Consider the following 19374-nt stretch of genomic DNA (forward strand, 5'->3'; position numbering starts at 1 on the left):
CCGCCTGAACGGAACCGGCAGGCAAGCGTCGGAGCATTCAAATCTCCCTTAGTGAGTAAATTCAAGCTGTAATTTGGCTGGATACAATTACCAGCCAATAGGAAAGTAATCCTTCAAAAATTTACCGGACCAATGTTTTCCGGTATTAATTCCGTCAATTAACGGATCCAGCACTCGGGCAGCACCATCCACTATATCCAAAGGCGGTTGGAAATCGTAAACTTCCTGCTTCATTTTAGCTAGTTCGGCGGGGTCCTCATCAGTAACCCATCCGGTGTCTACGGCATTCATAAATATACCTGCTTTGGCCAATTCTCCTGAAGAGGTATGCGTAAGCATATTTAGTGCGGCCTTGGCCATATTGGTATGTGGGTGACGTGATTCCTTAAAAGCACGATGAAATTTCCCTTCCATTGCCGAAACGTTAATGATATGTTTTTGTCCGGTGTTCTCCTTCTTCATTAATTCCGCCAAACGGTTGCACAATACAAAAGGGGCTACGGCATTTACCAATTGTACTTCCAACATTTCGGTAGTTTCAATTTCTCCTAGTTTTAGTCGCCAACTATTGGTTTTTCGTAAATCTACCTGTTGAAGGTCGGCATCCAATTCCCCGGTAGGAAATACCTCTTTTGCTACCAAGACATTATCAAAACTATAGGGAATTTGGGACAACTTAGCCGAAGCTCTTATTCCAATTCCCGCTTCCGGTCCATGCCAAGTAACCGGCATGTTTTGATTGGGAGATGCACCCGAGGTTAATTCTTGTAGTTCCCGTAAGCAACTGGTATGATCGCTCAAAACTTTTTGAGCGTCTGCAGGAAGTAAAGTAATAGGGCTTTCTTCGTTGGACATCAAATGATGGTAAAATCCAGCGGGCCTTCGTACCGTCTGGGCCGCATTATTGATAAGAATATCCAAGCGGTCATATTGGCGCTCTATATAATTACAAAATATTTCTACACTTGGGATATGCCGCAAATCCAGACCGTGTATTTTTAATCGATGCCCCCACTCCATAAAATCATCTTCCTTGGAAAAGCGGAGTGCCGAGTCGACAGGAAATCGCGTTGTGGCTATCACGGTAGCCCCACCACGCAATAACATTAAAGTAATATGATATCCAATTTTTAGTCTGGAGCCAGTTACAACGGCAACCTGCCCTTTTACATCTGCCGTTTGAAAGCGTTTGGCGTAGTTGAAATCACCACATTCGGTACACATAGTATCATAAAAATGATGCAATTGGGTAAACTCCGTTTTGCAGACATAACAATTTCTTGGAACTTCCAATTCCTGTTTTTTGTGGTTTACCAATGCAGCAAAAGGCAATAGTTTGGGGGCCACAAATATGTGGCCCTCACGTGCATTTCTAATACCTGTATCCTTTCGGGCATGTTTATCCCTTACCGCTTTTTTCCTTTGGGCATTTTTCTTCCCGTCCTTTTTTCTTTTCGCAAATTCTTCCCTACTGGGTCTGGAAAATTGACCCGATACTTTTATTAAAGCAGTTCTTTTTTCCTTGGGAATATCAAATATCTGATCGGTATGGTCCACTAGTTGCTGCAGGAGAGCAATACAGTTATCTATCTCATCAAGAGATATTGTAGTTTTATTCCCTTTTAGATCTTCTTTCATTTTTAATACATTCCAGCGGATAAAATCTAGCCCTTACCCTAATAAATTAAAGAATTGTAATACGTACTTTTTTCTTTTTTAAGCGTGTATTGTTCAATTTTTCCACCAATTGATTGGCTATGGATAATGGAACGGCCACAAAGGCGCAGTCCTGTTTTAACTCTATTTCCCCTAATTGGTCCTTGTTGATATCCCCTTGTTTAAAGAAAAGCCCGGCAATATCACCCTTGGAAATTTTATCCTTTCTTCCTCCTGAAATAAACAAGGTTTCCCAAAACTGTTTCATTGGTGCCGCTTTTTTGGAAATATCCAAGCTCCCTGAATCTTTTATAAACTCCGGAAATCGCTCCTTATCCCATTTCAACACATAGGCAGTACCTTTGGCATTTACCCTTGCTGTTCTTCCATTTCTATGGATAAACTCCTCTGAAGAATGTGGCAGCTCGTAATGAATAATATATTTTAGCTCAGGGATATCTATCCCCCTAGCCGCCAAATCCGTAGCGATTAAAATTTGACTGGTTCCATTTCTGAATTTAATAAGGGAACGCTCCCTATCCTTTTGTTCCATTCCCCCGGAAAAGCAGGTATGACCAATTCTATTTTTCGACAATAATGCACTAACCTCTTCTATACTATCCCTAAAATTACAGAAAATGATCCCGGGCTGATTTCCTAAGTGTAGTAACAGCTCTAAAAGCCTTGGCAATTTGTCCTTGGCAGTCGACAACACAATTTTAATCGCTAATTTTGATGTTGCTTTTTCCTCCAAATAATCGATAAGGACGGGCTGATCCAACTTTACGAAACTTGGAATCTCAACTCCCGGTGTAGCGGAGGTCAGGATGCGTTTATTTATATTGGGCAGTTCATTGAGAATTCCGACCATTTCCTCTTCAAAACCAATTTCCAAAGACTTATCAAACTCGTCCAGCACTAATGTTTTAATACTTTCCCTTGAGAATCGGTCACTATCAAAATGATCCAAAATACGCCCAGGTGTTCCTATTAAAATAGCGGGATTATGTTTAATTTCTATCTTATCCTTGGACATAGGGCGACCACCATAAACAGCGTTCACCTTATAACCAGTTCCCATATTTCTTACCACTTGTTCTATTTGTATCGCCAATTCGCGGGTAGGAACCAAAATTAAGGCCTGTACCTCTTCAATATGGGGGTTAAGCGTATCTATTAATGGTAATAGGAACGCCAAAGTTTTTCCTGTACCCGTTGGGGACAGAAGTATAGTGTTGGTAGTTTTTCCAATAATGGCAATAGCCTCCTCCTGCATGGGGTTCAACTGATGGATATTTAGTTTTGCTAAAACATCCTCCTGTGCTTTAATGTTATTTGCCATTGCTGATTATTTATTTTTTTTCTTTTTAGGTGCTTCTTCTTTTGGGATGGAAGTAGTTGATTTTGTCAAGTAATTCGCTACTACCTTATCTATTAGCTCCTCTTTGGTTAAGTGATGGAAGACTGTTCTTATTTCTTCCCTAAACTCCTGGGACATACTTCGATTGGGTTTGGTTTTGAATATTTTGTTCGCCCAAATCAAGACATTGTTCTTTTCGATACTTTGGGCATCCGCCTTTTGGAATTCTTTAAATTTTATTCCCAACTCCTTTTCAAAATCGGCAATGTCCTCAACTTCCTCCTTTTGAATAACACTCAATGAAAATCCCTCTGCCCCTGCTCTAGCGGTACGGCCACTTCTGTGGACATAAGTGTCATAGGTGTCGGGTAAGTGATAGTTTACCACATAGGATATTTCCTTAACATCGATACCACGTGCAGCCAAATCGGTTGCTACCATTATATCTATATTACCTTCCCTAAATTGTCCCATCACCCGATCTCTAATACCTTGGGTTAAACTACCGTGGATGGCACCTGATCGGAATTTATTGATGGCCAAGTTTTTTCCCAATTTATTAACGGCCGCCTTCGTCTTGCAAAAAATAATTCCTCTTTCTCCCTCTCTGGACTTTAAAAAATGAAGCAGAATTTCCAATTTTTCTATGGGTTCTACTACAACATACCTATGTTCTATGCCCTGGTGCCCTACCGTAGCCATGTCCGCTTCGATCTGGACCACATGTTTGGACATATAATTCTGGACCAATTGTTTTAAGGCTCCCGGCATGGTGGCCGTAAACAATAATGTTCTTCTCGACTTTGGGATTTCTGAAATAATATTATCCAAGTCCACCTTTAAAGCAGTTACCATTTCATCGGCCTCATCCAAGACCAAATACTTGATATCTTTTATATTGATAGCCTTCCTTTTAACCAAATCCACCAGGCGACCTGGTGTGGCTATGACAATATGTGTAGCAGTCTTTAAACGTTCAATTTGAGGTTTAATAGGAATTCCTCCACAAATGGAGGCAATGGAAATAGACGGACTATGGGTAGAAAAGGAAACCATATTCGCATAAATCTGTTGTCCCAATTCCCTTGTTGGAGCCAATATTACGCATTGAATACTGGTACTGCCAGTATCTATTAATTGTAATAAAGGCAACCCAAAAGCAGCTGTTTTACCGGTTCCAGTCTTTGCCAGAGCAACTACATCTTTGCTTTGCTCCAAAATCACAGGAATAACCTTTTTCTGAATATCTGAGGGCACTGATATTTCCTGGTCTGTTAAACTTTGAAGTAGGTGTTCGTTAATTCCTAAATCGGAAAACTGCTTTGACATATAATAATTTTCGGCAAAGATAGCCACAGTTTTCTAGGGAATGCCAGTAATTGATATATATTCCTATTTTGAACCGACTAGGTTCTCGGTATTATCAATAATGTGGTTCTTTTACTGGGAACCAATGAGAAAATTTAGCTTTAGATTGCCATAATTCTATCTTATGCATAATTCCAAGTATTTCCTTTAGTAAGACCTACTTTTTGAATAACTTTAGTAAAGTTTAAACTTCACTGGAAATGAATAGGAACGATTTTCTTAAAAAAGGGTTGTTGGGAATAGGAACCCTTGTTGCCGTTCCTACGGTTGTACAGGCCTGTTCCAAAAATAGTAATCCCAAGGATGATGAAGAAGTTACGGAGGACTGTGAGTTATCGCCTAGTGAGACGGCCGGACCTTTTCCAATAAAGACTCCTGCGGATTTAATGAGGGCCAATATTGTCTCAGATAGAACCGGGGTGGCACTGCTTATAACATTTAAGGTGCTGGATCAAAGCGAAGATTGCAAACCTCTTTCCGGTGCTTTTGTAGACGTATGGCATTGCGATGCTGAAGGTTATTATTCCGAATATGGTGGAATTGCCTTGCAACCAACCGATTTAACCAGCGTCCATTTTTTAAGGGGACGACAGACTACGGATGCCAACGGAAACGCTTCCTTTATCAGTATATTCCCAGGTTGGTATAATGGTAGGGCTCCCCATATACACCTTGAAGTGTTGGATTCCAGTGAAAAATCTATTAGAACAACCCAAATTGCCTTTCCAAAATCCGTATGTGATACCGTTTATAGCTCTTCAAACTATAAAGGTGAGGCGGACACTTTGAATTCAAGTGATAATGTGTTTTCTAACAGTATTGAGGGCAATATGGCCGACTCCGTTACGGGCAATACCGCGGACGGGTACACCCTGTTAAAAACAATTGTGGTTTAGAGAGCTACTACTTATATCTTTGCGTGCAAGACTTAAACTAGTAAATAGGGCTCTAATCCCTTTGTACCACCTACTATCCAATAGCTGATGGCAGCGGCCCAGCATATTTGAAAAGGCATACACCCCTACCTCAGCTAACATCGTAAATTAATTATTTGTTAAAAGAGAATGAACATTCATTTTTTACCCTATCTTTGTACTATGATTTTATCATGGGTGTTGAACGGCATCCATTTATTAACCTAAAGCAACTAATGGCACAACTACAAAAAAGTATTGAAAAGCGAAATGCTTTGGTAAAGGCTACCATTAACCTCGTTAACAATAACGGGTTTCACGCCACGCCAATGTCGAAAATTGCGAAAATGGCGAGTGTTTCCCCTGCAACAATTTATTTGTATTTTGACAATAAGCAAGATTTGGTAAACAAAGTATATATAGAGGTAAAGGCCGCCTTTACGGCTTATGCCTTCAAAAATTTTAATACGGATATCCAGGTAGCGGAAGGTTTTGAGATAATTTGGAAACGCATTGCCGATTTTAAATTAAAAGAAGTGCAGGAAGCTATGTTTTTGGCCCAGTGCGACAATACGCCCATGATCGATGAAGCTAGCAGACAAGAAGGGCTAAAACACCTACAACCATTACTTGACCTCTGGGAACGAGGCAAGCAAGAGGGTATTATAAAACCTTTGTCGCCTTATCTTTTATATGCGTACTCTATAAATCCCCTCTCCTTTCTAATGGTAATGCAGCAACGCGGTGTTTTTCAATTAAACCAGAATCATTTGGAAGACGCCTACCAAGCCGCTTGGGACAGTATAAAAAAATAAAACTCAATAAAATAATATCAAATTATGATTCAGACAATAATATTAAAACAAAGACCCGTAGGAAAACCTACCCTTTCGGATTTCGAATTTATTAAAGAGGATACAGATTTAAATATTGAAAAAGGTGAAATACTTTTGGAGGCCACTTACATCTCTGTAGACCCTTATTTAAGAGGAAGAATGAGCGATGCCAAATCGTATGTAGCGCCCTTTGAATTGGGTAAGCCTATTACCTCTGGGATAATAGCAAAAGTAATCGCCTCCAAGAATGACAAATTTAACGAAGGTGATTTTGTTTCCGGAATGATGGATTGGAAAACCCAACAAATTTCAAAAGGTGAAGGACTATTAAAAGTAGACAAGGCCAGAGCTCCACTCAGTTCTTATTTAGGTATTTTGGGAATGACAGGATTAACTGCCTATTGTGGGCTCACCCAAATTGGTAAACCCAAAGCCGGGGAGACTTTGGTAGTTTCAGGAGCAGCTGGAGCCGTGGGTAGTGTTGTAGGACAAATAGGGAAAATTTTGGGGCTATACGTGGTAGGTATTGCCGGTACAGATGAAAAAGTAGAAATGCTTACCTCTAAATTTGGATTTGACTATGCCATAAACTACAATACCACAGATGATATGAAAGCAGCCCTTAGAACTGCATGTCCCGATGGTGTGGACGTTTATTTTGACAATGTGGGAGGCCCTATTTCGGATGCCGTACTCTACAATATTAACAAATTTGCCAGAATGATTATCTGTGGGGCCATTTCCGTATACAACAATACTGAAGCGCCAAAGAGTGTCAGTGTTCAGCCATTTTTGATTAAAAACAGCGCATTGATGCAGGGCTTTATAGTTTCGAATTATATGGATAAATTTCCAGAAGCCATGAAGCACCTTTCAGGGTGGTTAGCGGAAGGCAAATTAACCTACACAGAGACCGTTGTAGAAGGATTTGAAAATACCCCTCAAGCATTTTTAGATTTATTTGAAGGTAAAAATGAAGGCAAAATGATTGTGAAGGCCTAATTACTAGGGCCGATATTCTATTATTAATTAACATTAAAACAGCAAAAACGAATGAATATATTATTTGTATTAACATCTCATGATAAATTAGGAGATACTGGAAGGAAAACGGGATTTTGGATCGAGGAATTTGCCAATCCATATTATACCCTATTGGATAAAGGGGCGGATATTACCTTGGCTACACCAAAAGGTGGTGCTGCACCAATAGACCCTAGTAGTGATACCCCTGATGCCAGTACAAAAGATACTGAGCGGTTTAAAAATGATGCCGTAGCACAAAATAAAATAAAACACACCTTAGCATTAACAGCGATTGACCCGAATGATTTCGATGCCATATTTTATCCAGGAGGACACGGGCCTTTGTGGGACTTGGCAAACGATGCCACCTCGATTGGTCTAATTGAAACCTTTAATAAACAGCAGAAACCCATCGCTTTTGTATGTCACGCTCCTGCCGCCTTAAAAGGTGTTAAAAATGAAGATGGATCCCCCTTGGTAAAAGGTAAAAAAGTAACCGGATTTACAAATTCCGAAGAGGAAGCCGTTCAACTCACCTCCGTAGTTCCATTTTTAGTGGAAGATATGCTTAAAGCAAATGGCGGTATCTACTCCAAAGAATCGGATTGGGCTCCTTATGCGGAGCAGGATGGTAATTTGATTACAGGACAAAATCCCGCATCCTCGGAATTGGTTGCCGAAAAATTACTGGCATCACTTAATTAGAGAATCAACTTTAGTATATAAAAGCCGAATGACTGTTTATAGTTGTTCGGCTTTTTTTATTAACGGTTTAAGTTTTCTATTTATTTAAGTTAACTACCATTGATCTTGAAGTATGTCATAAACTGAATCCCCAAGTCTTGAAAATCCAGTCTATCTTATTACTATCAAAAAAAAAGGTGGGCTATTACACCCACCTTTTCCACTCTATTTAAAATATTCTTATTCCCCTGCCACCAAAATAAAATCTTGGGAGGTCTTATTTCCTGCAACTACTTCAATATCGGCAACCCTTTGTTTTTGGTAGGTACCCAATTCTACCTCTACATCATAGGTTCCTGCCAATAGCCCCATTACCATGTATTTTCCGTCGACATCCGTAAAAGTTGTTGTATTTAAAGTATCAGCTGCAAACACTGCCACTTGTGCCCCTTCCAATGCAACTTCCTGAAGGGTTGTCACCATTCCGGCCAAGGTTCCTGCCGTGGACATATTACAAGCTTTTATGACTGGTTTAAAATTAAAGCCTGTTATATTCTCCAAATTACTGCCGCCGCCCTTGGCTACAAAAGATTTGCTTACATCGAAGTCCAACAATAAATCAGCACTTAGTCCACCATTAACTACAAGACCGGGTTTGATGAAGATTTTAATACCGCTTTGTTCCCCACTTGGCACTTTTAGGTCATATGTTGAGCCATCCGTTAATACTACATTAACCCCTTTAACATAAACCCTTACCAGGTCGTATGTACCCACAGGGACATCAAGGTCGGCTAAATTCTTGGTAACTCCATTGGTAAGGTCCAAAAGGTTCACCTCTATTTCTTCTTCCATCAGTATAATAAAGGAAGTTTTTTCCTCAGTTTCCATAGAAGAATCCGAATTATCATCAATCTCAGAATTAATGTCCATATCCCCTTTGTAACGGGCTTCTATTTTAAAAATGGTCACGTTCGCTTCTGCTACCAGATCATGGGGAAAAGGAGCGTCAGTTAAATTTACGGAAAGACGTCCATAATCACTGTTCTTATCATCACTGTCCGTACACGAGATGAAAACGGTAAATGCAACAAGCAATGCACTTGTAAATAGTTTAAATTTCATAGTTATAAATTTTAATAATAAGTAATTATTGGTTTACCTCCATATTTAGAGGCTATATATAACAACAACCAAAGATGGCGTTTACCCTACCACATTCTTAATTTTTTATCGTTTTTTCGATGAAATACATTCGATTCTTATACCCTCGGGGGTTCAAAAACCTAATGTGCACTTATTTTTAAGGTGCTATAATTTATAAGTTCTTAAATAATGGTTATAGAAAAGGCCCCTTAGCAGGGGCCTTTTCCAATTTAGATTTATAACTTATTTAATTCCTATATTATTGCAGACCCCTGGCTTTTAGCATAGGTTCAATTTTTGGATCGCTTTCTCTCCATTCCTTGTACATTTCTTCCAAGGGCAAGGTATTACCGCGGGAAAGAATCATATCCCGTAAACGTTGACCGTTTTCCCTAGTAAGTCCGCCATGTGTTTCAAACCAATTGTAGGCATCGTGGTGCAGCATTTCTGTCCACAGGTAGGAATAGTAGCCTGCGGCATAGCCACTACCAAAGATATGGGCAAAATAAGTAGATCTGTAACGTGGGGGAACGGCCGAAACCACATCCAATTTAGTTTTGTGTAAGGCTTCCTTTTCAAAGGCATTTGCATCCTTTATTGCCGTGTCAGATCCAATGGTATGCCATTGCATATCCAAATTGGAAGCTGCCAAATTCTCTAGTAGACTATACCCCTGATTAAAAGTGCCCGATTTTTTTATCTTATCAATAAGTTCTTGTGGAATTTGTTCCCCAGTTTGGTAATGCAGAGCGTAGTTCTTAAGGATTTCTGGATACAAGGCCCAATTTTCATTAAATTGGGAAGGAAACTCCACAAAGTCGCGCGCCACAGAAGTACCTGATAAGGATGGGAAGTGTTGATCGGCAAAAAACCCGTGTAGGGCATGTCCAAATTCATGGAACATCGTCTCGACCTCATCATATGTCAGCAGTGCTGGTTCCCCTTCTGTTGGTTTAGGGTAATTGCAGACATTATAAATTACAGGTTTTTTATGGTACAATTTAGATTGGGTAACAAAATTGCTCATCCAGGCCCCACCTCGCTTACTGGGGCGTGAAAAGAAGTCCCCGTAGAAAAGGCCCAAAGGGTCTCCGTTCTCCTCAAATAGCTCGTAGACCAAGACATCCTCATGATAGGTAGGGATATCGGTCCTAGCCTTATAGGTAATTCCGTATAATTTTTCTGCAGCATAGAATACCCCTCTTTCCAATACCTTTTTTAATTCAAAATAAGGTTTTATCTGATTTTCATCCAAATCATACTTTGCTTTACGTACCATTTCGGCATAGTGGTTCCAATCCCAAGGGGCCAAGGTAAAATCCCCGCCCTTTTTCAGTATCATTTGCTGAATTTCCGCTGCTTCTTGTTTTGCTTTGGCCGTGGCAGCAGGAATAAGTCCACTGAATAATTTATTCACATTCTCTGGCTTTTTGGCCATGGTATTTTGCAGACTCCATTCGGCATAATTGGCAAAGCCCAATAACGCTCCTTTTTTAGCACGTAATTCCGCAATTTCCGTAATAATGGCCTTGGTATCATGAGCGGAACCATCCGTCCTGTACCATGCCGCATTAAATAACTTCTCCCTAATCACTCTTTTTTCCAACGCTTGCAACAATGGTTGTTGGGTAGTATTCTGAAGTGGTATTTTCCAACCCTTATCTTCTCCATTTTTTAAGGATTTCAGCTCAGATTCCGAAATTCCGGCTAGCTCCAATTTATCATTAAACAATAAGGCTCCGGCATTATTGGCCTCCAAGAGGGTTTTATTGAAAGTATTGCTCAGTGTAGCCAAGCGAGAATTATAAGCTTTTAAAATTTCCTTGTCATCTGCTAATAAGTTGGCTCCAGCAATTTCGAAATCTTCAAAATAGTTTTCCAATAATTTCAAGGATTCCGCATCCAAGTCTAAATTTTCTTTTTTACTGTGTAAGGTTCTTACACGCTGAAACAATTTTTTATTGAGATAAATGGCATCACTAAGTTCCGAGAATTTAGGCGCCATTTCTTCTTGTACGGCCTGCAAGGTATCATTGGTATGTGCACCTGTAAGAGCAGAAAAAACGTTTTGAACCCGCTCTAATAAACTGCCACTTTTTTCCAAAGCCAGTATGGTATTTTCAAAAGTAGCCGCTTCGGTCTCATTGGCAATGTTTTCAATGGCTACTCTTTTTTCTTCCATTCCTTGCATTAATGCATCTTGGAAATGACCGTTTTTAATTTTTGTAAAATCGGGCACACCATATGGTAAAGTACTTTCAGCAAGCAGTGGATTATTAATGGTAATCATAGCGTTTTGAGAGGTTGAATTATTATTGTTATTGGAATCCTTACAGGCGGAAAATATAATTATTAATAGTAATAATGAACAAACATTTTTCATATATCGGGCAATTGGTATTTTGTGTGCAAAAGTAATCAAACTGGCAGAATTTTATTTACTTGGCACTTCCAATAAATTCTATTCGAACAAAGCCTTAATAACTCTAATACCATACTCGCATTAACTTGAAGAAGCTGACGAATATGCATAAAAAAACCTTATCGGAGGAATAAGGTTTTAACAAATTGATCAAGTATTAAGAATTTATTCATCAAAGTTCAATATCATTTTTTTCTTCTTGTTCCCGTCTGTCAAGGTTACTTTATACTGTTTTTTGGTTAAATTGTCCTCAGAAAATATACATATATACCGGTTCTTTTCCATTTTCCATCCATCATTGCCTTCAAATCTAGAATTATTTTGGTCTCCAAAGCTTAATCCAACGTCTTTATTTACCCGGTTTGATGTTTTGATTTACCTTAAACAAATTATTGGGATCATACTGTTTTTTAATTCGCGCCAAACGCTTGTAGTTATCCTTGTAACTTGCCATGACCCGATCTTGTCCCTCATCCATCATAAAATTGGAATAGGCTCCTCCCGAGGAATGTGGATGCAGTGCATTATAATAATCCTTGCACCAATTTGTGATTTTATCAGCATTGGCAGGATCAGGATCTACCCCTACAATAACACCTGCGTATTTTGCATCCCTATAGGCCCATGGGGTATCTGTATTCCCAACCCTACTTGCGGCACCACTAATTGGGTATAAATGCATTTGCGAAAGCGGCGTCGGAATTTTTGAACCATATTTCAAATGGCCCGCCCTAACTTCCGGTCCTAATTTATCAAAAAAGTCGGCCCTCCAATACCATTGCAGTCCAGGGGGCATTAAACCATCAAACATGGTTTGGATTGAGGGATATGGCATTTCACCCACATGTTGAAACAAGGGTTTTTTATCGAGGACGGGCTTAAATAATTCTTCAAATTTGTCCGGATGGCCAGTGTAACACCATACAATTCCACAAAATTGCTTATTGTGCAAATGTTCGGGAAAAGGTGGCCCTGGAATAACCATTGTGGCAATGAACCCATTTAAATCTTCCGTTGATTTATGAATGAATGCATCATACCAAGCCATTATTTCCTCAGTTTGTTCTATTGGCCATAAGGTAGGGCCTCCAATTACAGTTTTTAATGGGTGGGCTTGAAATTTAAAAGAGGTTACAATACCAAAATTACCTCCCCCTCCCCTAATGGCCCAAAAAAGATCAGGATGCTGTTTTGCGTTCACGGTTTCAAAGGAACCATCTGCCAATACCATATCTGCCTCCAATAGATTGTCTATGGTAAGTCCGTATTTCCTAGTAAGGTAACCTACTCCCCCACCCAGCGTTAGCCCTCCTACACCTGTTGTAGAAATCATACCACTGGGAATTGCCAATCCGAAGGCATGGGTAGCTTGATCAACTTCGCCCCAAATATTACCTCCACCGACACTTACTGTATTATTGGAAGAATCCACATTAATAAATTTTAATCCAGATAAATCTATGACCATCCCATCATCGCACAAGCCTAATCCACCGCCATTATGTCCGCCGCCCCTGACAGCAATCAGCAAATCATTTTCCCGTCCAAAATTAACGGAAGCTATTACATCGGCCACCTCTGCGCACTTCACGATCATTCCAGGGCGTTTGTCTATCATGGCATTATAAACCTTTCGAGAGCTGTTGTAATTACTATCTGATACCATTATTACCTCTCCCTTTATTTGCTTTTTAAAGGATACTATTTGACCGGCATCCACTCCTATAACCATTTCCATAATTCTAATTTTAAATTGTTTATAAAACTCCTTATTCTAGATTCTAGATTAAAACCTATCTCCTACTATTCTTTTATTACTATTGGAAAAGCATCTAAAGGATCCACAAAGGCAATGAAAAGCACACAGGGATCAGCACTCACACATTTGGCCTTATGAGGCTTAGAAGATGGGCCAAAAGCATAAGAGCCAACTTTCATGGTATTCTCTATTTCTCCCTCGTAGGTTACTTGCAATTCGCCAGAAACCAGAATCATACGCTCCGCGGAATTATGCCAGTGTTCGGGTATTTCATAATTGGCAGGCACTTTAAAAAAGACATCGAGGTTGTTTTTGGTTGGATCGCCGTGCAAAACCGATATTGTGCATCCCGTTGGCATAAAAGATGGGCAAGGCCCCCATTGCAAATCTTTGTCCGTATGTGTTCTGACCAATGAATTCTCCATGTCTTCATTTAGGTCATTTTGGCCAAAAAAAGGACCGACGCTCAAGACAATGCAAATGAATACAGCAACTTTTAATTTAGAAAAATCTACATTGTTTTTCATGGCTTTAATTCTTAAAGGTGACTAATCAGTTTTTTATTAAAAGGGGGATTCCTATTTTTCATTATCTGTTCAACTATTTTGTATCTATGAGCTATGCACAATTCATCCTATCGCATATACACGATATAAAATAAAGGTGCTAATTGGGGGAAATAGTAATTACGATGCCTTAAGGCACAAATGGTGGGGGTATGTTTCAGTATGCAAGAACTCAAGTAGTACCAGGCAGCTGTTCTGGTCTGCTTATAATCACACAGGTAATTTGAACTTGCTGTAATTGTTCTTTTTACTTCTTATAAAATTAAGGGAGGATAAAACAATAGACATCTAAAATTGATTCAATTAATTACAAAATTCAAGCATAGATTTATTTTCCATTGAAAAATCCTTAAGCAACATAGTTCTTTATATACGCTGAGGGGAGAATTCCAAAATTGTCCATAAAGCATTTTGAGAAATAGGCAGGACTGTTAAATCCGGTTCTAAAAGCAGTTTCAGAAATATTATTCGCATTGTTGTTCAACAACTGCAAAGCTTTTCCCAATCGATAGTCTTTGATAAAGCTATTAGGGGACTTTCCTGTGAGAGCAATCATTTTTCTGTACAATTGTGATTTACTATATCCAAGACTGTTACTAAAATCATGGGAATTGAAAGCAGCATTGGTCCATTCCTTCTCTGTATAATCCATCAATAGATGTACAAACTTTTCCTCTCCAACATTAAGGGCCCTTATATTTTCAGCATTCAATTTAACGTTCAAGTTCTCACTTTCATACAAATCCCTTACTTCTGGGGAAATAACGATTTTACCCTGAATCATTTGGCAAAAGCGTTCCGCTACTTTAATGGTATCCTCAAAAATACCATCCTTCTCTGTCACGGGAACCCCAGCATGCAATCCAATATTTAATTGGATATTCGTATTTAAGTTATTGGAATGAATTTCCTGTGCACAAAGTACAGCATTGGTAACCGAATTAAAAGACAACAATAAATAATCGTTTTTTTGCCTTACAACCCGCCCCAAAAAATTTTCAATGGATAAAAGAATTGCTTTTTTATAGGGAAAAAAGTCCCTGTTCACTGGCTTATGGTCCACACCTGTCAAAGACTCCTGACTTAAACCAATGACCATTATAGTCCTAAAACCAGGGTCATTAATTATATTCAATTCTGTCTTTTGTGATTTTTCTGGATCTTCGATCCTACCTAAGAACGATTCTACTATAGATCCCTCTACTTCAATAATCCTATGCGGAACTTCTCCGTGAGCATGATTATGCATATCCTGGATAGCCTTTTTATTCGGCGCTTGAATAAGGCAAAAAGCCGTGCGTCTTTTTTCATCGCACCAATAGGTCATACCCTTGCAACCGTAAAGATGCTCTATCTTTAAATCTTCCCGATGCATTTGTGCCACATGTGCCGCAGTTATCTCTTCGGGAATATCGTGACGATCCATATAAATTGGCATAGCGGTAAATTTTATAACAAGTTAGTGATTTTAATCAAGTTATAAGCTCGTACGCGAATTTCGTAATACTTAGGTTCCGTTAAAAACCTACAGGACTATGATTTACTTCTTTTAAAAACTATTGCTCTGTGAAGTATGCTATTTGGTACATCTCAAATCTTGGCTGAGCACAAGTACATCCAAATGATGTTTTGAAATGATCTAGAACCAATGCACTATTGCCTAAGTCCAAAAACACAGATTGTACGCCTATGCCAACAGTCTCCAAATCTGCGCCACCAAAAAAGTTACCACAAATCCCATAATAACCGGTAATATGGAGGCTACAATGGTCCATTTAACACTTTTTGTTTCCTTGTAAATAGTATATATCGTGGTGCTACACGGATTATGCAATAAGCTAAATAACATAAGATTAATAGCTGTTAATAAGGTCCACCCCCCTGCCCTAAGGATATCTCCTGTTGCCGTTATCGAATCCAATTCGAACATGACACCAGCTCCCGCTCCTGCCGTAATACCAGTAACCAACACAGTCAACATCAAAATAGTAGGAATTACAATTTCATTGGCAGGAATGGCTACAATATAGGCTACTAAAATTACGCCATTAAGACCCAAAAGAAAACCAAATCCGTCCAAAGAACCAATTAACCATACGGCCACACTCTCATCTCCCAAATAAATGTTTGAAATTAGCCAAATAACTGCTCCTGCAGGTGCGGCAAAAACAATTGCCCGCCACAATACGATCAAGGTCCTATCAATAATGGAAGTATATATGGTTTTCCAAAATCTTGGTGGACGATAGGGAGGCAATTCCAAATTGAAGGTAGACACCTCTCCTTTCAAGACCGTTTTGGATAGGCCCCACGAAACCAAAAACATAAATATCATTCCCAACACGGCTATTCCTATAACGGCCGCCAAGGAAATTAACCCTGAAAATGAAGCCGGAACCAGGGCGCCTACAAAAATTGTGGCAATTAGTATCTGCGTGGGCCAACGGCCATTACAAAGTGAAAAATTATTGGTAATTATGGCGATTAACCGCTCCCTTGGGCTGTCTATTATCCTAGTGGCAACCACACCTGCCGCATTACAACCAAAACCCATACTCATGGTCAATGCCTGTTTGCCATGGGCCCCTGATAATTTGAATAAATGATCCAGATTAAAAGCTACCCTTGGTAAATATCCAAAGTCTTCCAAAAGGGTAAATAATGGAAAAAATATAGCCATTGGCGGCAACATAACGGCAATAACCCAGGCTACGGCCAAATATACACCATCAATTAAAAAACCATCCAACCACCAAGGCATACCAATGCTGGCGGCAAATCCTTTTAGAGCAGGATGAACCGCATCCAGAAACAATTCCGCTAGCATGGCTGAAGGATAATTTGCCCCAACAATTGTTAACCACAGGATCAACGCTAATATCAAAAACATTAGGGGGAAACCCCAAATCTTACTGGTGATAATCTTATCTATTTTAGCATCTATCCTATAAGTACCTTTTTCATCTTTTCTGTGAACCGAGCCCTTAACGATTTCCGCGGCATCGGCATAAATTCCTTCGGCCAGACTGTCGTGAAATTCATCACCAATTTGCCATCGAAGGTCATTGGAAAGGGAAATAATATTATCTATTTTTTTAGTCTCCATCAATCTTATTTATACGAATTCACCCGTTTTAAGGGTTTCAATAATATTGCTGTCTCCCTCCAATAACCTTAAGGCTATCCACCTACTATTTGCAATATTAGGATACACTTGCTTTATTTCTGTACTTAACCTCTCCAATGCCTCCTCAATGTTTTTAGGTATATTCTTTATTCGGTGTGGATTACACACAATTTTACCATTCGCCAATTCACTTATAGTTTGGATCAACTCTGGAATTCCCTTATTATATCTAGCACTGGTGGGCACCACAGGAATTCCCAAATCCCTTGATAGGGTACGGGTATCAATTTCCAGATTATTTCTTTCCGCCTCGTCCATTAAATTTAAACAGAGGACAGCGTTATTAGTAATTTCCAAAATTTGCAATACGAGGTTCAAATTTCTTTCCAATCTACTTGCGTCCACTACAATTACTGTTACCGAGGGCTTACCAAAAAGAATGAAATTCCTGGCTACTTCTTCATCTTCAGAAGTAGAAAGCAAGGAATACGTGCCCGGTAAATCTACCAACTTAAATTTCTCATTATTGTATTCAAAAGCACCTTCAGCCCTAGTTACTGTTTTACCGGGCCAATTGCCCGTATGCTGGCGTAATCCTGTCATGGCATTAAAAACAGTACTCTTCCCTGTGTTTGGATTACCGGCCAAAGCCACAACAAAGTCAAAATCACTGGTGTTGACCCCTAATTTTTTTAGTCCATCGGCATTGAACTGAGCACATGTCTCACAGGCACTTTTGGGCTTAACTTCCATAATCTAATCTTTCTTAATTAAAATTTTCGAGGCTTGATTTTGGCGCAGGGCAATACTAGTTCCCTTTATTAGAAAGGCCTTGGGGTCGCCCAATGGGTTTAAAAGATCTATACTGACTTCCGCTCCTTTAACAAAACCCAAATCTAACAACCTTCTTCGGCTATCTCCCCTAATTTCTTTGGATATCCCAATAATCTTGGCAGTTTCATTTTCTCCTAGAATTGACAATCTTGCTAAATCTTCCTCATAGACTTTGTCTTTTTCCAAAACAGAAACTGTAATATTACCGGCCATAATGGGCGCTAATACAAAAGCCTCCCCTTCCGAGTGAAATTCAATTCGGGCGGCTGTTGTTTCTACTATCCGTATCTGGGAACCAATATGTATATTTTCTGCCAGGATCTGCTTGTAAATTATTTCGGGTTTATCCTTAATATGGACAATTCTCCCAATAGTTCCGGTAGGCAACTGGGATATTGGAATCCCTTTGACTTTTGCAATCTTTCCAGTGTTTGTTGGTATGGGATCTCCATGGGGGTCGAATTGTGGGTTGCCCAATTTGGAGGCCAAAATATCAGTATCCACCTTGGAAAGTTCGTGTTCCATTCTTTCCGCTCTTTCGTGCCACTCCGCTTCTTTAAATCCTGTTTTTTCAGCTAAAAATTTTTCCCAGAGCCTATGGGCCCTAACAATACGCAAGGCATAATCGCTCCCAGATTTTGTAAGTTTTACGGTATCTCCCTGCAGACCTATTAATTCATGGTCCGACATTTTATTAATACAATCCAGTATTAAATGGTCATTGTATTTTAAGGTTCTAATGATATCGTTCACATTGAGATGCTTATCCGCATTCTCATTGTGATATAACAATTTTAAAACATCCTCCACAACAATTTTATCGTTGGAAACTGAATTATTTTTTATCAACCAGAACCACCCCTTATTGGGTCTAAAAAGAAAATACACCAAAATAGATAATGCCGAAAATACCGCAAGGGCGGTTATAGGGTTGTAGGTATTCATTCTCTTTTTAAATATAAATTTTTGGCCACATTTTCTGAAATAACAAATTGCTGGGAATTGATGTCAATAAGGAAGGAATTGTCAAAAGGTTCAATATCCAGCAATTTCATGGTATCCCCAATAGCTATTTTATTTTTATTCAAGTATCTTAAAAAATTATCCGAAGAATCCTTTACACCTACAAATACTCCTTCTTCCTTAATTTTAAACTCGGAAAGACGAATACTATTTACTTTGGCAATTTCTCCATTTCCATTAGGAATAGGATGACCATGAGGGTCAAACTGAGGGTTTCCAAGGTAAGCTTCTAATTTATTGGTAAGCTTTTCCGATTTAATATGTTCCAATTGTTCAGCAATATCATGGACTTCATTCCAAGGGAAATTCAATTTTTCTACTAAAAAAGTTTCCCAAAGACGATGTTTTCTAACAATTAAAATAGCTTTGACCCTTCCCTTTCTTGAAAGTCGACTTCCTTTATATTTGGTATAATCTAACTAACCCTTATTGGAAAGCTTTTGTAACATGTCTGTTACAGAAGAGGCTTTGGTCTGCATTTTTTCTGCTATTGAGTTGGTACTTATCTCATCTTGGCTACCCTCTTGCAGAGCATAAATTTCTTTTAAATAATTCTCTTCCGCTTGAGACAACATTCTTTTTTACTTTGCCATAAAGATAATTATATATTTTTAGATTAGCCTAAAAATATATTTCAATATACCTACATTGAT

General features: G+C 39.1%; 13 protein-coding genes and 2 pseudogenes. 4 read left to right on the forward strand and 11 right to left on the reverse strand.

Going from position 1 to position 19374, the window contains the following annotated elements; genetic code table 11:
- Window positions 1-87 precede the first annotated feature (87 nt).
- From CWD90_RS17155 to CWD90_RS17165, 3 genes are read right to left on the reverse strand one after another with little or no spacing between them, the layout of a single operon-like run.
- A complete protein-coding gene (locus CWD90_RS17155; protein ID WP_103477296.1) occupies window positions 88-1638 on the reverse strand; it encodes an SDR family oxidoreductase in 1551 nt (516 codons plus the stop codon).
- 46 nt (window positions 1639-1684) lie between these two features.
- Window positions 1685-2998 (reverse strand): DEAD/DEAH box helicase, encoded by a 1314-nt coding sequence (locus CWD90_RS17160; RefSeq protein WP_103477297.1) that lies wholly within the window; start codon window positions 2996-2998, stop codon window positions 1685-1687.
- 6 nt (window positions 2999-3004) lie between these two features.
- Window positions 3005-4345, reverse strand: a complete 1341-nt coding sequence (locus CWD90_RS17165; protein WP_103477298.1) for a DEAD/DEAH box helicase — start codon at window positions 4343-4345, stop codon at window positions 3005-3007.
- A 239-nt stretch (window positions 4346-4584) separates the two neighbouring features.
- Here CWD90_RS17165 and CWD90_RS17170 point away from each other — a divergent pair, with 239 nt between their 5' ends.
- From CWD90_RS17170 to CWD90_RS17185, 4 genes are all read left to right on the forward strand, one after another.
- Window positions 4585-5280: a dioxygenase family protein gene (locus CWD90_RS17170; RefSeq protein ID WP_103477299.1), complete on the forward strand. Its 696-nt coding sequence runs from the start codon at window positions 4585-4587 to the stop codon at window positions 5278-5280.
- A gap of 254 nt (window positions 5281-5534) precedes the next feature.
- The gene (locus CWD90_RS17175; RefSeq protein WP_103477354.1) at window positions 5535-6113 is read left to right on the forward strand and encodes a TetR/AcrR family transcriptional regulator; all 579 of its coding nucleotides are present in this window, start codon (window positions 5535-5537) and stop codon (window positions 6111-6113) included.
- Window positions 6114-6137: 24 nt separating this feature from the next.
- Window positions 6138-7136 (forward strand): NADP-dependent oxidoreductase, encoded by a 999-nt coding sequence (locus tag CWD90_RS17180; RefSeq protein ID WP_103477300.1) that lies wholly within the window; start codon window positions 6138-6140, stop codon window positions 7134-7136.
- Between the two features lie 51 nt (window positions 7137-7187).
- Complete coding sequence (locus CWD90_RS17185) at window positions 7188-7865, forward strand: type 1 glutamine amidotransferase domain-containing protein (RefSeq protein WP_103477301.1); 678 nt, start codon at window positions 7188-7190, stop codon at window positions 7863-7865.
- Between the two features lie 219 nt (window positions 7866-8084).
- On the opposite strand, the gene CWD90_RS17190 is transcribed toward CWD90_RS17185, so the two are convergent.
- The 8 genes and pseudogenes from CWD90_RS17190 to CWD90_RS17225 all read right to left on the reverse strand — a co-directional run bounded on the left by CWD90_RS17190 (window position 8085) and on the right by CWD90_RS17225 (window position 19296).
- The gene (locus CWD90_RS17190; RefSeq protein ID WP_103477302.1) at window positions 8085-8969 is read right to left on the reverse strand and encodes a DUF4382 domain-containing protein; all 885 of its coding nucleotides are present in this window, start codon (window positions 8967-8969) and stop codon (window positions 8085-8087) included.
- A gap of 280 nt (window positions 8970-9249) precedes the next feature.
- Window positions 9250-11373, reverse strand: a complete 2124-nt coding sequence (locus CWD90_RS17195; RefSeq protein ID WP_103477303.1) for a M3 family metallopeptidase — start codon at window positions 11371-11373, stop codon at window positions 9250-9252.
- A gap of 388 nt (window positions 11374-11761) precedes the next feature.
- Window positions 11762-13150 carry an FAD-binding oxidoreductase gene (locus CWD90_RS17200; RefSeq protein ID WP_103477304.1) on the reverse strand — a complete coding sequence of 463 codons (1389 nt, stop codon included), beginning with the start codon at window positions 13148-13150 and terminating at the stop codon, window positions 11762-11764.
- A gap of 65 nt (window positions 13151-13215) precedes the next feature.
- Window positions 13216-13698, reverse strand: a complete 483-nt coding sequence (locus CWD90_RS17205) for a cupin domain-containing protein (protein ID WP_205161266.1) — start codon at window positions 13696-13698, stop codon at window positions 13216-13218.
- Window positions 13699-14086: 388 nt separating this feature from the next.
- Window positions 14087-15175: a nickel-binding protein gene (locus tag CWD90_RS17210; RefSeq protein WP_103477305.1), complete on the reverse strand. Its 1089-nt coding sequence runs from the start codon at window positions 15173-15175 to the stop codon at window positions 14087-14089.
- A 249-nt stretch (window positions 15176-15424) separates the two neighbouring features.
- Window positions 15425-17617 (reverse strand): annotated as a pseudogene (gene feoB, locus CWD90_RS17215) (ferrous iron transport protein B).
- A gap of 3 nt (window positions 17618-17620) precedes the next feature.
- Window positions 17621-18643, reverse strand: coding sequence for a metal-dependent transcriptional regulator (locus CWD90_RS17220; protein WP_103477306.1), 1023 nt, complete (start codon window positions 18641-18643; stop codon window positions 17621-17623).
- Window positions 18640-19296: pseudogene (locus CWD90_RS17225) on the reverse strand (metal-dependent transcriptional regulator). Before CWD90_RS17225 ends, CWD90_RS17220 begins: the two are co-directional and overlap by 4 nt.
- Window positions 19297-19374: the final 78 nt, after the last annotated feature.

This window comes from Arenibacter catalasegens (genome assembly GCF_002909235.1).
In the GTDB taxonomy this organism is placed as follows: Bacteria; Bacteroidota; Bacteroidia; order Flavobacteriales; family Flavobacteriaceae; genus Arenibacter; species Arenibacter catalasegens.

Bases quoted from the DNA above. Each gene is read 5' to 3' on its own strand.
- CWD90_RS17155 (WP_103477296.1), bottom strand. From the start codon at position 1,638: ATGAAAGAAGATCTAAAAGGGAATAAAACTACAATATCTCTTGATGAG.
- CWD90_RS17160 (WP_103477297.1), bottom strand. From the start codon at position 2,998: ATGGCAAATAACATTAAAGCACAGGAGGATGTTTTAGCAAAACTAAAT.
- CWD90_RS17165 (WP_103477298.1), bottom strand. From the start codon at position 4,345: ATGTCAAAGCAGTTTTCCGATTTAGGAATTAACGAACACCTACTTCAA.
- CWD90_RS17170 (WP_103477299.1), top strand. From the start codon at position 4,585: ATGAATAGGAACGATTTTCTTAAAAAAGGGTTGTTGGGAATAGGAACC.
- CWD90_RS17175 (WP_103477354.1), top strand. From the start codon at position 5,535: ATGGCACAACTACAAAAAAGTATTGAAAAGCGAAATGCTTTGGTAAAG.
- CWD90_RS17180 (WP_103477300.1), top strand. From the start codon at position 6,138: ATGATTCAGACAATAATATTAAAACAAAGACCCGTAGGAAAACCTACC.
- CWD90_RS17185 (WP_103477301.1), top strand. From the start codon at position 7,188: ATGAATATATTATTTGTATTAACATCTCATGATAAATTAGGAGATACT.
- CWD90_RS17190 (WP_103477302.1), bottom strand. From the start codon at position 8,969: ATGAAATTTAAACTATTTACAAGTGCATTGCTTGTTGCATTTACCGTT.
- CWD90_RS17195 (WP_103477303.1), bottom strand. From the start codon at position 11,373: ATGAAAAATGTTTGTTCATTATTACTATTAATAATTATATTTTCCGCC.
- CWD90_RS17200 (WP_103477304.1), bottom strand. From the start codon at position 13,150: ATGGAAATGGTTATAGGAGTGGATGCCGGTCAAATAGTATCCTTTAAA.
- CWD90_RS17205 (WP_205161266.1), bottom strand. From the start codon at position 13,698: ATGAAAAACAATGTAGATTTTTCTAAATTAAAAGTTGCTGTATTCATT.
- CWD90_RS17210 (WP_103477305.1), bottom strand. From the start codon at position 15,175: ATGCCAATTTATATGGATCGTCACGATATTCCCGAAGAGATAACTGCG.
- CWD90_RS17220 (WP_103477306.1), bottom strand. From the start codon at position 18,643: ATGAATACCTACAACCCTATAACCGCCCTTGCGGTATTTTCGGCATTA.